Genomic DNA, 14,256 nt, shown 5'->3' with positions numbered 1-14,256 from the left:
TCCGGGGTGCCCGTCACCTTGCCTTCGTCGTGGCCGGCCAAGCCAGGTACCACTCCCGGAAGTCCGGCCCCGGTGTCAGGCCGCCCCAGTCAGGATCGTCGAACCAGACCTGGCCGGCGCTCCTCCCCGTGACGACCAGCCGGTGGAACATGCCGCAACCGCGCTCCCCGATGACCAGACTCCCTGCGACCGAGTAGCGGGCATCACCGTCCTTGCCCGGCCCCGGCCACGCGTCAGAGTGCGGAAACGGCGTGGCCAGGAAGCCCGCGCGTCGGCCCTCCGCCCGAAGGTCGTGCAGAGCCTCTTCCTCGTCCACTTCCTCGGTGAGGCCCAGGAGCCCGTAGTCCGGTCCCGCTCCTCCGTCGGCGACCTCCATGAGGAAGCCGCGGTAGGAAGCGGGGAGCCGGACACCATGCTGCTGCTCGAACAGCCGGATCGTGTCCTCTGCCAGCGGAGGCCGAAGCAGATATCCGTGGCGTGAGGATCCGAAACGCTCACGTCCAGGGTCTCCTTGGGCCATGGCGGCGACACGGGCACGGACCGCGACGCCGTCCCAGAGCCCGCGGCGGTCGGCCTTGTCACTGGTCACAGCAACACGGTACTTGCGTTCCGGCATCTCCAACGCGGCCTTTTTTGGGGGGCGCGGGGAACCGCGTGAGCAGCCCCCACGCACCGGCGGACGCGTCACCGCCCGCCAGAACCCCACGGCACCTGCGGCGACCGGTAATACCCGATGCCCAGGGCATCCCACCGCTCGGCCTGCGCAGCCAACCGCGCCTTGTAGCGCTCCCAGTCATGCGTACCGGCCGGCGACCACCCCAGCTCCGCGACCCCCGGCAACCGCGGAAACGCCATGAACTCGATGTGCCCGGAGTTCTCCAGCGTCTCCGACCACATCGGCGCCTCGACCCCCTTCACCGCACCGCCCGGCACCCCTGGCAGATAGGCCCCCGGATCCCAGTCGTACGACCGCCGCACCTCGACATACCCCGCCCAGGACAGCCCCAGCGGCGTCTCCTTCGTGTACTTCATGTCGAGGTACACCCGGTCCGCCGGGGAAAGGATCAGCCCGGTCCCGCTCTGCGCGGCCTTCACCACCCGCGCCTTCTCCTGCGCACCGGTGCCGTCCAGCCCCCAGTACTGGGCGAGAGCCCCCTTCACCGGGTTCGCCCCGGTCAGCTGGTGCCAGCCGACGACCGTCTTGTCGTACTTCTGGACGATTCGCTGCACCCGGTCCATGAACGTCACGTAGTCCTCATGGCTGGTGGAGTGCGCCTCGTCGCCCCCGATGTGGAGGTACCCGCCGGGTGTGAGCGCGGCGATCTCACGGATCACGTCGTCCACGAAGTCGTACGTGATCTCCTTGCCGACGCACAGCGAGCTGAAGCCGACCTCGGTGCCGGTGTAGAGCGGCGGTGCCACGCCGTCGCAGTTCAGGCCGGCGTAGGAGGCGAGGGCGGCGTTGGTGTGGCCGGGCAGGTCGATCTCGGGGACGACCTCCAGGTGGCGCGAGGCGGCGTAGCGCACGATCTCCCGGTAGTCGGCCTTCGAGTAGAAGCCGCCGGTGCCGCCACCCACCTCCGTGAAACCGCCGTAGGTGGCCAGGCGCGGCCAGGAGTCGATCGCGATGCGCCAGCCCTGGTCGTCGCTGAGGTGCAGATGCAGTTTGTTGATCTTGTAGAGGGCGAGCTGGTCGACGTAGCGCTTGACCTGCCCGACGGTGAAGAAGTGCCGGGAGACGTCGAGCATGGCCCCGCGCCAGCCGTAGCGCGGCGTGTCCGTGATGGTGCCGCCCCCGACCAGCCAGGGGCCGGGCTGCACGGAGTCCTTCTCGACGGCCGCGGGGAGCAGCTGGCGCAGGGTCTGCACGCCGTGGAAGAGGCCGGCGGGCCGGGCGGCGGTGATGGTGACGCCGCCCCGGCCGCTGTCGAGCCGGTAGCCCTCGGCGCCGAAGGGGCCATCGGCGATGCGGAGCCGGATGCCGCCCGCGCCCTCGTCGGTGACGGGGAAGCGGTAGCCGGTCGAGGGACGCAGAATCCTCGCGAGGTACTCGGCGACGCCGCGGGTCTCGCGGGAGCCGTCGAAGCGGATGTGCGTGCCGCGGGTGAGCCGGTACGGGGATCCGCCCGGGGCGACCGAGGCGGGTGCGGGGACCACCCGGTCGAGCGGGGTGGGCGATGCCGGTGGCGCGGGGGCGGCCCCGGTCGCCGAGGCGGCCATCGCGACGAGCAGCAGGCATCCGAGAAGGCGGAGCGTTCTGTGGTGCGGTCTCACAGGGCCGACTCTCACAAGCGTGTCCCTTCACGAGCCGTTGAGCTCCAAGAGGTCTGGACCACTCTCTCGTGAGTCGGGCGCAACAATCCACCCCGTGGCGGCAATCAGATGCCCCCGCACCCGGAACCGGGCCGTCGAGGACCCGGCGGACACGCGACCGGAGCCGCCTTCTGCTCCGGTCGCGTCCGCCGAGGCGCTCGCGGCTACTTCGCCCGGCGGGCCACCGTGAAGTGGTCGACCTGGTCACCGCTCTCGGCGATGCCGCGCACCGTCAGTGTGGCCAGGCGTCCCTTCGGCGCGGGCGTGACGTCCACGCGCAGGAAGGAGTAGTCGAGGTAGCGCACCCGGGACCAGGCGACGGTTTCGTTCTGCTTGCCGCCCTTGACGTTGACGAACGAAGCCACGGAGTCCACGTCGTGCTCGTTGCCCTCGTACGACAGCGGGGCGGTGAACGCGTACAGGCTGCGTCCGGCCGCACCGGCCGTCACGTAGACCACGCCGTCGGTCTCGGGGTAGGCCGTGCCGCCGATCGGGAGCTTCTTGGCGACCTTGTTCCCCTTGATCACGTCGGTGCGCTCGTACTGGTGGTTGTGGCCGTTGATGACCAGGTCCACGGTGTACTTCTCGAACAGCGGCACCCACTCCTGCCGGACCCCGCCCTCGGAGGCGTGGGAGGCGGAGGTGCAGTAGGCGCAGTGGTGGAAGAAGACGACGATGAAGTCGATGTCGTGGGAGGCCCGGTACTTCTTCAGCTGGGCCTCCAGCCACTTCGTCTGGGTGCCGCCGGAGATGCCGAGGTTCGCCGGGATCTCGAAGGAGATGTCGTTGGCGTCGAGCGAGATGATCGCCGTGTTGCCGTGGACGAAGGAGTAGACGCCCGGCAGGTTCTTCTTGTCGGGGCCGTTGCCGGGCAGTGTCCAGCGGGCCTCCTCGCCGCCGTAGCCGTTGGGCGAGTACCAGGCCTCCATGTCGTGGTTGCCGAAGGCGGGCATCCAGGGGACGGACTTGGCGACGGATTCGGTCTGGGCGAGGAACTGGTCCCAGATCCGTGAGTCGAAGCCGGTGTCGGAGGTCTGGCCGGAGCCGGACGGATCGGCGTAGGCGATGTCGCCGGCGTGCAGGTGGAAGGCCGGGTTCTGGCCGAGCAGCAGGCTGTTGTTGGCCAGGCCGTGGTAGCTGACGCCCTCGTCGCCGAAGGCCGTGAAGGTGAACGGCGCCTTGTGCGCGGGGGCGGTGGTGAAGGTGCCCAGGGTGCCCAGCAGGTGCGGTGCGGCCGGGTCGAAGCCCTGGTGGCCGACGCCGTAGTAGTACGTCCGGCCCGGCTTCAGATGGGTCAGCTCGGCGTGGACGTAGTACTGGGTGTGATTGCCGCTCGCGCCGACTCCGGCGGGCGTGAAGAGGGTGCGGACCTCGGCGTCGATCTTGCGGGAGAGGTCCCAGGGGTGGGCGCCGATGCGGATGAACGGCTTCTTGACGGCGACGGGGACCTGCCAGGAGACGGTCATCTCCGTGCGCGGGTCGGTGCCGTAGGCGAGGTGGCGGCCGAAGGGGGCGACGAGAGCACCGTCGACGGATGCGGTCGCCGGGGCGGTGCGGGCGGTCGGAACGGCGGCCTGGGCGGTGGCGCCGGGCACGAACGCGCCACCCGCGACGGCGCCGAGCGTGACGGCTCCGCCTCTGATCATCGTGCGGCGGGAGAATTTCGCGCGCAGGTACTCGTGCTGCTCGGCCATGCTCATGCGCTCGGCGAGCCGCTCGGGTACGCCCATACGAGGAGTGTCCATGGCGTCCAAAAATCGACGCCTCGGGCAACGGGACCCCGGACGTCCGGTGGACGGATGACGAACAGGCACTCATGACAGGTTCAACGTTCCCCCAAAAGCTCCCCACAGAGCTCTGCCCGAAATCGGGCAGAATTCTTGCGAAAGCGACGCCGGTGGCCCAAGATCTAGCGAGTGCACGACGAACTCGTTGATCATCTGACGCGGTCCACCGCCCTCGGCCGGGGCGAGGCGCTGCGTGTGATCCAGGACGTGCTCGCCTACTTCGACGAGACGACCGAGGAGTACGTCCGTCGCCGCCACCGCGAGCTCCAGGCCCAGGGCCTGGTCAACGCGGAGATCTTCGAACGGATCGGGGCGGACCTCAAATACCGCGCGGTGGCCCCGCCGGAGCTCTCGCTCCGGCAGCTGCGGCGCATCGTCTACGGCTAGGAATACGTAAACATGTGCGGAATCGTCGGTTACATCGGGAAGCGTGACGTCGCGCCCCTCCTCCTGGAGGGCCTCCAGCGCCTGGAGTACCGCGGCTACGACTCCGCGGGCATCGTGGTCACCTCCCCGAAGACGTCCGGCCTGAAGATGGTCAAGGCCAAGGGCCGCGTCCGCGACCTGGAGGCGAAGGTCCCGGCCCGCTTCAAGGGCACGACCGGCATCGCCCACACCCGCTGGGCCACCCACGGCGCCCCCTCCGACGTCAACGCCCACCCGCACCTGGACGCCGAGGGCAAGGTCGCCGTCGTCCACAACGGCATCATCGACAACGCCTCCGACCTGCGCCGCAAGCTGGAGGCGGACGGAGTCGAGTTCCTCTCCGAGACCGACACCGAGGTCCTGGTCCACCTCATCGCCCGTTCGCAGGCGACCAAGCTGGAGGACAAGGTCCGCGAGACCCTCCGGCTCATCGAGGGCACGTACGGCATCGCCGTCATGCACGCCGACTTCCCCGACCGGATCGTCGTCGCCCGCAACGGCTCCCCGGTCGTCCTCGGCATCGGCGAGAAGGAGATGTTCGTCGCCTCGGACATCGCCGCGCTGGTCTCCCACACGCGGCAGATCGTCACCCTCGACGACGGCGAGATGGCCACCCTCAAGGCCGACGACTTCCGCACTTACACCACCGAGGGGACCCGCACCACGGCGGAGCCCACCACCGTGGAGTGGGAGGCCGCCTCCTACGACATGGGCGGCCACGACACGTACATGCACAAGGAGATCCACGAGCAGGCCGATGCCGTGGACCGCGTACTGCGCGGCCGGATCGACGACCGCTTCTCCACCGTGCACCTGGGCGGCCTGAACCTGGACGCCCGCGAGGCCCGCCGCATCCGCCGAGTGAAGATCCTCGGCTGCGGCACCTCGTACCACGCGGGCATGATCGGTGCCCAGATGATCGAGCAGCTGGCCCGTATCCCCGCCGACGCCGAACCGGCCTCGGAGTTCCGCTACCGCAACGCGGTCGTCGACCCCGACACCCTCTACGTCGCGGTCTCCCAGTCCGGCGAGACCTACGACGTGCTGGCCGCCGTGCAGGAGCTCAAGCGCAAGGGCGCGCGCGTCCTCGGCGTGGTGAACGTGGTCGGCTCGGCCATCGCCCGTGAGGCGGACGGCGGCATCTACGTGCACGCCGGCCCCGAGGTCTGCGTCGTCTCCACCAAGTGCTTCACCAACACCACGGTGGCCTTCGCCCTCCTCGCCCTGCACCTCGGCCGCACCCGCGACCTGTCGGTCCGGGACGGCAAGCGGATCATCGAGGGCCTGCGCAAGCTGCCCGCGCAGATCGCCGAGATCATGGAGAGCGAGGAAGACGTCAAGAAGCTGGCCCTGCAGTTCGCCGAGGCCCGCTCGATGCTCTTCATCGGCCGTGTCCGGGGCTACCCGGTGGCCCGCGAGGCCTCCCTGAAGCTCAAGGAGATCTCCTACATCCACGCCGAGGCCTACCCCGCCTCGGAGCTCAAGCACGGCCCGCTGGCCCTGATCGAGCCGGCCCTTCCGACGGTCGCGATCGTCCCCGACGACGACCTCCTGGAGAAGAACCGCGCCGCCATGGAGGAGATCAAGGCCCGCAGCGGCAAGATCCTCGCCGTGGCCCACCAGCCCCAGGAGAAGGCCGACGAGACGATCGTCGTCCCCAAGAACGAGGACGAGCTGGACCCGATCCTGATGGGCATCCCGCTCCAGCTCCTGGCGTACCACACGGCTCTGGTCCTGGGCCGCGACATCGACAAGCCCCGCAACCTCGCCAAGTCGGTGACGGTTGAGTAAGTGACCCTCTTTTAGGGGCGCGGGGAACCGCGCGAAGGCCCCCACGCACCCGCACAGGCCACTCAAGAAGACGGACCCCCACGTGCTGCCACCTTGCACGGGGGGGTCCGTTTCATCGCCGGGAAGCCGCCCAACTCCCCGGCCTCGGCTGCCGTTCAGCCGGTGGCCGTCACCCCCCGGCCGGCAGCCCGCCGCGGAAGCGCCGCAGGCCAGTGCGCCAGCACCGCGGTCGCCGCGTACCAGGCCACCGCCCCCGCGGCGACGGCGAACCAGCCGCCCACCTTCACGAGCCCGTCGTTGCCGGCGAAACTCGCGATCGCCATGAGCAACAGGGCGACGAAGAACAGCCCGTACACGCCCTGCCCGAGCTGATCCCCACCCGCGAGCGTCAGGGACAGCGCCACCAGGGCGAACAACAGCAGGAACAGCCCTGCCCCGTTGCCGGAGGCGGTCTCGGACACCGCCCACGTGAACCACAGCGCCCCGAGCACCGAGAACGCCGTCCCACCGGCGGCGTCACCCTCCCGCAGGGCCACGAGCCCGGCGACGAAGAGCGCAATGCCGCCCACGTATTGGGCGATTGACGCGGCGTCAGCGACTGACACACCGTCGATCACAGCGGTATGACCCAGCCCGAAGGCCAACAGAGTGATCCCCAGGGCGAGTCGACCGGCCACGGTCGTGATTCCGCTTCCCGCGGGAACGTCTTTGTCCACGGCGGGCTCCCTTCGTGCATGTGCAGTTGTGCGGTGTTCCGTATATGCCCTTCACAAAGACACAAACACCTCTGCGCGCGAGTGGATTCGCGCGTGGCGCAAAGGGAGTTGGAACTGCGCAAGGAGAGTCGGAACTCAGGGGATGACGATGACGGGCCGCTGCGCCCGCTTGGCGAGCCGCCCGGCGACGGAGCCGAAGAGGCGCCCCACGAGACCGTGGGTGGAGCCGACGACGATCGCGTCGGCCTCGTACTCCCGGCCGACCTCTTCGAGTTCGTGGCAGATGTCACCGCCGCGCTCGACCAGGATCCAGGGCACCTCGGCGAGATAGTCCGCACAGGCCAGCTCGAGTCCGAGTACCTCGGTGCGGTGGTCCGGCACGTCCACGAACACCGGCGGCTCGCAGCCGGCCCACACCGTGGTCGGCAGCCGGTTGGCGACATGGACGATGATCAGACCCGACCCGGAACGATGGGCCATGCCGATGGCGTAGGCCAGGGCGCGCTCGCTGGACGTGGAGCCGTCGAAGCCGACGACGACCCCGTGCTTGAAGGCGGGATCGCAGGAGTGGCGTGGCTCTTTCGCCGCCAGGGGCTCGGCCGCCGTGGGATCGGCGACGGGCCGCTTGCGGTCCGCGGGTTCGAAGAATTCGTGACCGGCCATGGCTGTCTCGGCGTTGTGATCCTTATACGGGAGGGACGACAGTGTGCGGCGGAGCTGTGTCCGGGAATGGTCTTCCCAACCCCATACCCTCAAGGGTACGGCGCCACGCCTCCTTAGCCCAGATCCCGCTCACGGTGCGTGCGGGTTCCAGGGAGCATGCACGAGGCACCGCCCGTAACGCAATGGTTGCTGCGCTGTACAGGCGGTTTGCGCGGGATTCAATGACCTGCGGCGCGACCCGGCCGGCCAGTGACCGACGCCCCGGCCGCGCGTTGAACCCCGTGAGTCACGCCACAGGGAGCCCGCATGTCCGCACCACGCCGCGCCGCCGAGGCGGACCGCGCGACCCCGCCGCCGCGGGACACCGCGACGGATGTGGTTCGCTGGGCTGCCTTCAGCTGCCTGCTCGTCCCGGTGGTACTCCTCGGCTGCGGCGCCTCTCTCGCCGGCGCCGCCGGCACGGCCCTCGGGCTCGCCGCCGTCACGGGCGCCTGCCGGGTCCTGCTGCGCCAGTCCGAGCGCGGCGCGGCCCGGCTCGCGGCCGAGGACCGGGCACCCCACCGGGGCCGGCGGCACCGCACCGGAACGGGGTCGCACCGTGGCGGACGGCACACCGGGGGAGATACACCGGTCGGCTGACCGGTTTCAGCGCACGCACACAGCGCTTTTCAGCCAACTTCTCGTACCTGTGCATCACCCCGTCCAACCACCCCCCAACCCCCGTTCGACCTGCACGGAAAGGGCCTCGGGGGGTCAGCGCACCCTACGTGGATTGGCCACTGCGACGAGGCGCACTTCCCTGCACGGCCCACGAGTGCAACGCTTCGTGATCGAATGCTTCACGCCAAGTTGCCAAGTCGACAATGTGCCGAGTGGTGAACCGGCCACTGCGGCACAACGGCACACAGTAGATTCGATCTTGACTGTCTACGGCGGGGGACTCGTGCAGGACCGAGGGGAAACGTGCAGGAGCGACACAACCGAGGAGCCGCGACCACCGAGGGGGGCTTAGCAGTATGAGCCACGACTCCACTGCCGCGCCGGAAGCCGCGGCCCGGAAGCTTTCCGGGCGACGCCGCAAGGAGATCGTCGCGGTGCTGCTGTTCAGCGGCGGCCCCATCTTCGAGAGTTCCATACCGCTGTCGGTGTTCGGGGTTGACCGCCAGGACGCCGGCGTACCGCGCTACCGCCTGTTGGTGTGCGGGGGCGAGGAAGGTCCGCTACGGACCACCGGGGGACTCGAACTCACCGCGCCACATGGCCTGGAAGCGATCTCGCGTGCGGGCACGGTCGTCGTACCGGCCTGGCGTTCGATCACTTCTCCGCCACCGGAGGAGGCGCTCGACGCGCTGCGCCGCGCCCACGAGGAGGGCGCCCGCATCGTAGGGCTGTGCACCGGCGCTTTCGTGCTCGCCGCGGCCGGCCTGCTGGACGGCCGTCCCGCGACGACACACTGGATGTACGCACCGACGCTGGCCAAGCGCTATCCGTCGGTGCACGTGGACCCGCGTGAGCTGTTCGTCGACGACGGCGACGTGCTGACGTCGGCGGGCACCGCGGCGGGCATCGATCTGTGCCTGCACATCGTGCGCACGGACCACGGGAACGAGGCGGCCGGGGCCCTGGCCAGGCGACTCGTCGTGCCGCCGCGCCGCAGTGGCGGGCAGGAGCGCTACCTCGACAGGTCTTTACCCGAGGAGATCGGCGCCGACCCGCTCGCCGAGGTCGTCGCCTGGGCGCTGGAGCACCTCCACGAGCAGTTCGACGTGGAGACACTGGCGGCCCGCGCGTACATGAGCCGGCGTACGTTCGACCGCCGCTTCCGCTCGCTGACCGGGAGTGCTCCGCTGCAGTGGCTGATCACGCAGCGGGTCCTCCAGGCGCAGCGCCTGCTGGAGACGTCGGACTACTCGGTCGACGAGGTGGCGGGGCGCTGCGGCTTCCGGTCGCCGGTCGCCCTGCGCGGGCACTTCCGCCGCCAGCTGGGTTCGTCCCCGGCCGCGTACCGGGCGGCGTACCGCGCCCGGCGTCCGCAGGGTGAGCGCCTCCAGGAGACCGAGAGCGCACCGGGCGGCCCCGGGTCCGGCATGCCCGGCCATCCGGGCCACGCGGGGCACCCGGGCCAGCACGGCCAGGCACCGGCCGCGCTGCACCCGGAACACCCGGTGCCGCTGCAGTCCCGCCGTACGGCGGCGGCGAGCGCGGTCGGCCAGTCCCCGGCCCTCTCGGCGAGCCTGCCCGGGCAGCGCAGCGCGCCGTGAACCGGTAGCCGCAGGGCCCGCGAGGAGCATGCCTCCCGCGGGCCCTGCGGCTTTCGCGGTACGGGCGGCCCGGCCTGGGGCGGTGGGCCGTAAGGTTAGACACATGAACGATCGCATGGTGTGGATCGACTGCGAGATGACCGGCCTCTCGCTGTCGGACGACGCGCTCATCGAGGTGGCCGCCCTCGTGACCGACTCCGAGCTGAACGTGCTCGGTGAAGGCGTGGACATCGTCATCCGGCCGCCGGACCAGGCGCTGGAGACGATGCCGGACGTGGTGCGTCAGATGCACACCGCCTCCGGGCTGCTCGAAGAGCTCGCCGCGGGCACCACCCTGAAGGACGCCGAGGACCAGGTCCTGACGTACGTGAGGGAGTTCGTCAAGGAGCCGGGCAAGGCGCCGCTGTGCGGGAACTCCGTCGGCACGGACCGCGGTTTCCTGCTGCGCGACATGCCGACGCTGGAGAACTACCTGCACTACCGGATCGTCGACGTGTCGTCGGTCAAGGAGCTGGCGCGCCGCTGGTACCCGCGGGCGTACTTCAACAGCCCGCAGAAGAACGGCAACCACCGTGCGCTCGCCGACATCCGCGAGTCGATCGCGGAGCTGCGGTACTACCGCGAGGCCGTGTTCGTCCCGCAGCCCGGGCCCGACTCGGACACCGCGAAGACGATCGCTGCGAAGCACGTTCTGCCTGCGCAGTAGGCGGGGCGGGGGCCCGTCGGGGGCTGCGCGGCGAAAGCCGTGCGCGAGCACCCCTTCGGACCCTGTACACTTTTTCTCGGCCGGTCAGGGAAGTCACTGACCTCCAAGCCGGTCATGGTGGGTGTAGCTCAGCTGGTAGAGCACCTGGTTGTGGTCCAGGATGCCGCGGGTTCAAGTCCCGTCACTCACCCTGAGTAATCAGCCGGTGGCTTCGGAAGAAGCCACCGGCTGAAGCTTTTTGCGCGCCTCTCCGGGGCGACACGGCAGGCTGGCTACCGTCGGCGGCATGGACGGTCGACGCCCGGGATGGCGCGCGTGTGTGCTCAGCGGGGCGGTGTTCGCGGTCTGTATGGCCGGCACCACGCTGCCGACTCCCCTCTATCCCCTCTACCAGGACAAGTTCGGCTTCTCCGAGCTGACGGTGACCGTGGTGTACGCCCTGTACGCCTTCGCGGTGATCGGTGTACTGCTGCTGGTCGGCAACGCCTCGGACGCCGTGGGCAGGCGCCCGGTGCTGCTGTGCGGCCTGGGGTTCGCGGCGTTGAGCGCCGTCTGTTTCCTGAGTGCCGACGGTCTCGGCTGGCTCTACGCGGGGCGGCTGCTGTCGGGGCTGTCCGCCGGGCTGTTCACCGGGGCCGCCACGGCGTACGTGATGGAGCTGGCGCCCGAGGGCGGTGCCTCCCGGGCCACCTTCGTGGCGACCGCGACCAACATGGGCGGGCTGGGCTGCGGTCCCCTGCTCTCCGGGCTTCTCGCCGAGTACGCACCCTGGCCGCTGTACCTGCCGTTCGTCACCCACCTCGCCCTGGTCGCCGCCTCGGCCGCCGTCCTGTTGTGGCTCGCGGAGACGGTCGGGGAGCGGCGGCCGCTGCGCGCCGTACGGACGCAGCGGCCGTCACTGCCCCCGCAGGTGCGGGCGGTGTTCGGTCCCGCCGCCACCGCCTCCTTCGTCGGATTCGCCCTGTTCGGGGTGTTCACCTCGGTCAGCCCGGCCTTCCTCGTGGAGTCACTGGACGTGGACGACCACGCCGTGAGCGGGCTGATCGTCGCGCTGGCCTTCTTCTCGTCGACGGCCGGGCAACTGGCGGTCGGCCGGGTCGGCGCCCGGAACTCCCTGCCGCTCGGCTGCGCCGGGCTCCTCGCCGGGCTGGCGCTGCTCGCCGGTGCGCTGCGGTGGGACCAGATGACCCTGCTGATCGCGAGCGCGCTGGTCGGCGGGATCGGCCAGGGCCTGGCGTTCCGCGGTGCCCTGTCCGACGTGGCCGAGGCCTCTCCCGCGCACCAGCGCGCGGCGGTGATCTCGACCCTGTTCGTGGTCGCCTACGCGGGCATCTCCCTGCCCGTGATCGGCGTCGGCCTGCTGACCGGCCCGATCGGCCTGGAGGGGGCGGGGCTGGTGTTCATCGCCTGCATGGCGGTGCTGGTCGTGACCGCGGCGGTGTACCTGGTGCGCCGGCCGGCACCGGCCAGGGTGTGAGCGCGTGCGATCGTGAGGCCCGTGGGTGAGCTGGTGGAACGGGTCGACGAACTGGACCGGGTCGTCGGGGTGGCCGACCGGGACGAGGCGATCCGCAACGGCTGGCTGCACCGGGTCGCCACGACGGTCTGCCGGGACACGCGGGGACGCGTGCTGGTGCACCGCAGGCCGGAGCATCTGTCCCGCTTCCCGGGTCACCACGACTGGCTGATCGGCGGGGGCGTCGCGGTCGGCGAGTCGTACGAGGAGGCGGCGGCCCGGGAGCTGGCGGAGGAGCTGGGCGTCCGGACGCGGGTCCGGTTCGTGTTCTCGTTCCTCTGCCGTGGGGCGATCAGCCCGTACTGGCTCGGGGTGCACGAGGCCGTCGTCCCGGAGCGCCTCACCCCCGCCCCGTCCGAGATCGCCTGGCACGGCTGGTTCAGCGAGGCGGAGTTCCGGGAGGTGGTCCGGGAGCGGCTGTTCGTGCCCGACGGTCTGGATGCCCTGCGCCGCCACCCCGGCCTCGGCTCACCGACCGCCACACCGCCGCCAACTCCGCGACGGCAGTGAGTCGTTCACGCGGTTCGGCCCGTACGGCCCGTTAGACGAGCGCCAGTTGCTCCGCCGTGCCGCCCAGACAGGGCTCGGTCCGGGCGACCTCGGTGACGTCCCAGGAGCGGGTGGCCCCTCACGACGACGACCGGGACACCAGCTCCGTGGCCAGGACCAGTTGCCGGCGGTCCAGGCCCCGGGACGCGAGCGGGCGGCGGTCGGCGACCTCGGTGAGCAGGAGGTCTATCATCCGGCGGCCCATCTCCTCGATGGGCTGGCGGACGCTGGTCAGGGGCGGCTCCATGTGGCGGGCGATGGCGGAGTCGTCGTAGCCGACGAGCGCCACGTCCTCCGGGATGCGGCGGCCCGCATCGCGCAGCGCCCGGCGGGCGCCGGACGCGGTGACGTCGGAGGCGGCGAAGACCGCGTCGATGTCGGGGTGGCGCTCCAGCAGGGCCGCCATGGCCCGGTGCCCGCCCTCCTCCGTGAAGTCCCCCGCCTCGATCAGTCCCTCGTCCACCCCGAGACCGGCGTCGCTCATGGCCTCGCGGTAACCGTCGACACGGCGCTGGGCACCGTAGACGTCGAGGCGGCCGGTGATGTGGGCCACCCGGCTGCGGCCCCGGGCGAGCAGGTGCTCGACGGCCTGGCGGGCACCGCCGTAGTTGTCCGAGTCGACCGACGGCAGCGTCTCCGCCGCCGAGCGCGGGCCGCTGATCACCGCCGGGATCTCCAGCTGGGCCAGCAGGTCGGGCAGAGGATCGTCGGCGTGCACCGAGACCAGCAGGACGCCGTCCACGCGGTGGGCCGCCAGGTACTGGGCGAGCCGGGCGCGCTCACGGTCGCTGCCCGCGAAGATCAGCAGCAGCTGCATCTCCGTGTCGGACAGTGCCGCCCCGACGCCCTTCAGCATGTCCGAGAAGTACGGCTCCGCGAAGAACCGGGTCTCCGGCTCGGGTACGACGAGCGCGATCGCGTCCGTACGGTTGGCGGCCAGGGCGCGGGCCGCGGTGTTGGGGACGTAGCCGAGCTCCGCGACCGCCGCCTCGACGGCGGCGCGCGTCGCGTCGCTGACCCGGGGCGAACCGTTGATCACCCGCGAGACGGTGCCGCGGCCGACACCGGCGCGCGCCGCCACCTCTTCGAGGGTGGGCCGGCCACCACTTCGGCCCCGCGCTCCGTGGGTTGCCATGGGCTCCGCCTTCCCGTTCACACCCGCACTCTGCGACTGGCCTGGAATTTAACAGGCCCGTCCGTCGTGACGACCGTCGCCGAGGGCTCGCCGCCCCGGCCTTCCGTTTCGGCCGGACGATCCGGTGCGACCGGTGGTCCGACTGGCTCGATTCAACCGGCCCGGGACCCAACCGGGGCCGGTCCGGGTCCAGTTAACAGCCCGATAACTGAACGCATCTCTCCCTGTCCGGTCCCTTGACACCCCCGCCGCGACCGGGGACTCTTCAACACATCACTGGTGGGAGCGCTCCCACGGTACCTGACATATACACAACCCGCACGTTCCCCGCCCGAGCCTTAAGCGCGTAAAACGGTCCGACACAGCAGTTGGCCGGGGGGTCGGCACGTCAGG

Annotated in this window: 13 protein-coding genes and 1 tRNA gene; 8 read left to right on the top strand and 6 right to left on the bottom strand. The window is 70.6% G+C overall.

All coding sequences use genetic code 11. The features are described 5' to 3' along the window. Positions 1-13 precede the first annotated feature (13 nt). The 3 genes from ABTX60_RS18365 to ABTX60_RS18355 form a co-directional block, all read right to left on the bottom strand. A complete protein-coding gene (locus ABTX60_RS18365; protein WP_352098061.1) occupies positions 14-589 on the bottom strand; it encodes an SMI1/KNR4 family protein in 576 nt (191 codons plus the stop codon). A gap of 95 nt (positions 590-684) precedes the next feature. Beyond that, complete coding sequence (locus tag ABTX60_RS18360) at positions 685-2,274, bottom strand: beta-N-acetylhexosaminidase (protein WP_352098060.1); 1,590 nt, start codon at positions 2,272-2,274, stop codon at positions 685-687. A 203-nt stretch (positions 2,275-2,477) separates the two neighbouring features. Continuing rightward, complete coding sequence (locus ABTX60_RS18355; protein WP_352098059.1) at positions 2,478-4,043, bottom strand: purple acid phosphatase family protein; 1,566 nt, start codon at positions 4,041-4,043, stop codon at positions 2,478-2,480. 186 nt (positions 4,044-4,229) lie between these two features. Between ABTX60_RS18355 and ABTX60_RS18350 the strand changes: the two genes are divergently transcribed. Then, positions 4,230-4,487 carry a hypothetical protein gene (locus tag ABTX60_RS18350; protein ID WP_352098058.1) on the top strand — a complete coding sequence of 86 codons (258 nt, stop codon included), beginning with the start codon at positions 4,230-4,232 and terminating at the stop codon, positions 4,485-4,487. A 12-nt stretch (positions 4,488-4,499) separates the two neighbouring features. Beyond that, positions 4,500-6,317 carry a glutamine--fructose-6-phosphate transaminase (isomerizing) gene (glmS, locus tag ABTX60_RS18345; protein ID WP_352098057.1) on the top strand — a complete coding sequence of 606 codons (1,818 nt, stop codon included), beginning with the start codon at positions 4,500-4,502 and terminating at the stop codon, positions 6,315-6,317. A 155-nt stretch (positions 6,318-6,472) separates the two neighbouring features. Here the strand turns inward: glmS and ABTX60_RS18340 are convergent, their stop codons facing one another. Further along, on the bottom strand, positions 6,473-7,033 hold the full coding sequence (locus ABTX60_RS18340; protein WP_352098056.1) for a GPR1/FUN34/YaaH family transporter: 561 nt from the start codon (positions 7,031-7,033) through the stop codon (positions 6,473-6,475). Positions 7,034-7,168: 135 nt separating this feature from the next. Beyond that, complete coding sequence (locus ABTX60_RS18335) at positions 7,169-7,696, bottom strand: universal stress protein (RefSeq protein ID WP_351642850.1); 528 nt, start codon at positions 7,694-7,696, stop codon at positions 7,169-7,171. Positions 7,697-8,002: 306 nt separating this feature from the next. Here ABTX60_RS18335 and ABTX60_RS18330 point away from each other — a divergent pair, with 306 nt between their 5' ends. The 6 genes from ABTX60_RS18330 (at position 8,003) to ABTX60_RS18305 (ending at position 12,689) form a co-directional block, all read left to right on the top strand. Beyond that, on the top strand, positions 8,003-8,335 hold the full coding sequence (locus tag ABTX60_RS18330) for a hypothetical protein (protein ID WP_352098055.1): 333 nt from the start codon (positions 8,003-8,005) through the stop codon (positions 8,333-8,335). 377 nt (positions 8,336-8,712) lie between these two features. Continuing rightward, positions 8,713-9,957, top strand: a complete 1,245-nt coding sequence (locus tag ABTX60_RS18325) for a helix-turn-helix domain-containing protein (RefSeq protein ID WP_352098054.1) — start codon at positions 8,713-8,715, stop codon at positions 9,955-9,957. 103 nt (positions 9,958-10,060) lie between these two features. Continuing rightward, complete coding sequence (gene orn, locus ABTX60_RS18320; RefSeq protein WP_352098053.1) at positions 10,061-10,663, top strand: oligoribonuclease; 603 nt, start codon at positions 10,061-10,063, stop codon at positions 10,661-10,663. A 117-nt stretch (positions 10,664-10,780) separates the two neighbouring features. After that, positions 10,781-10,853: transfer RNA gene (locus ABTX60_RS18315), tRNA-His, on the top strand. Positions 10,854-10,949: 96 nt separating this feature from the next. Further along, the gene (locus ABTX60_RS18310) at positions 10,950-12,140 is read left to right on the top strand and encodes an MFS transporter (RefSeq protein ID WP_352098052.1); all 1,191 of its coding nucleotides are present in this window, start codon (positions 10,950-10,952) and stop codon (positions 12,138-12,140) included. 21 nt (positions 12,141-12,161) lie between these two features. Then, positions 12,162-12,689 (top strand): NUDIX domain-containing protein, encoded by a 528-nt coding sequence (locus tag ABTX60_RS18305; protein WP_352098051.1) that lies wholly within the window; start codon positions 12,162-12,164, stop codon positions 12,687-12,689. 118 nt (positions 12,690-12,807) lie between these two features. Here the strand turns inward: ABTX60_RS18305 and ABTX60_RS18300 are convergent, their stop codons facing one another. Next, positions 12,808-13,863 (bottom strand): LacI family DNA-binding transcriptional regulator, encoded by a 1,056-nt coding sequence (locus ABTX60_RS18300; protein ID WP_352098050.1) that lies wholly within the window; start codon positions 13,861-13,863, stop codon positions 12,808-12,810. Positions 13,864-14,256: the final 393 nt, after the last annotated feature.

The organism is Streptomyces sp. NPDC126510, from assembly GCF_040302345.1.
Lineage (GTDB): Bacteria > Actinomycetota > Actinomycetes > Streptomycetales > Streptomycetaceae > Streptomyces.
This window is presented reverse-complemented; position numbering and strand designations above follow the sequence as displayed.

Coding starts and splice junctions, on each gene's coding strand:
- ABTX60_RS18300 (WP_352098050.1), bottom strand. CDS start 13,863: ATGGCAACCCACGGAGCGCGGGGCCGAAGTGGTGGCCGGCCCACCCTC.
- ABTX60_RS18330 (WP_352098055.1), top strand. CDS start 8,003: ATGTCCGCACCACGCCGCGCCGCCGAGGCGGACCGCGCGACCCCGCCG.
- ABTX60_RS18335 (WP_351642850.1), bottom strand. CDS start 7,696: ATGGCCGGTCACGAATTCTTCGAACCCGCGGACCGCAAGCGGCCCGTC.
- ABTX60_RS18325 (WP_352098054.1), top strand. CDS start 8,713: ATGAGCCACGACTCCACTGCCGCGCCGGAAGCCGCGGCCCGGAAGCTT.
- glmS (WP_352098057.1), top strand. CDS start 4,500: ATGTGCGGAATCGTCGGTTACATCGGGAAGCGTGACGTCGCGCCCCTC.
- ABTX60_RS18310 (WP_352098052.1), top strand. CDS start 10,950: ATGGACGGTCGACGCCCGGGATGGCGCGCGTGTGTGCTCAGCGGGGCG.
- orn (WP_352098053.1), top strand. CDS start 10,061: ATGAACGATCGCATGGTGTGGATCGACTGCGAGATGACCGGCCTCTCG.
- ABTX60_RS18355 (WP_352098059.1), bottom strand. CDS start 4,043: ATGGGCGTACCCGAGCGGCTCGCCGAGCGCATGAGCATGGCCGAGCAG.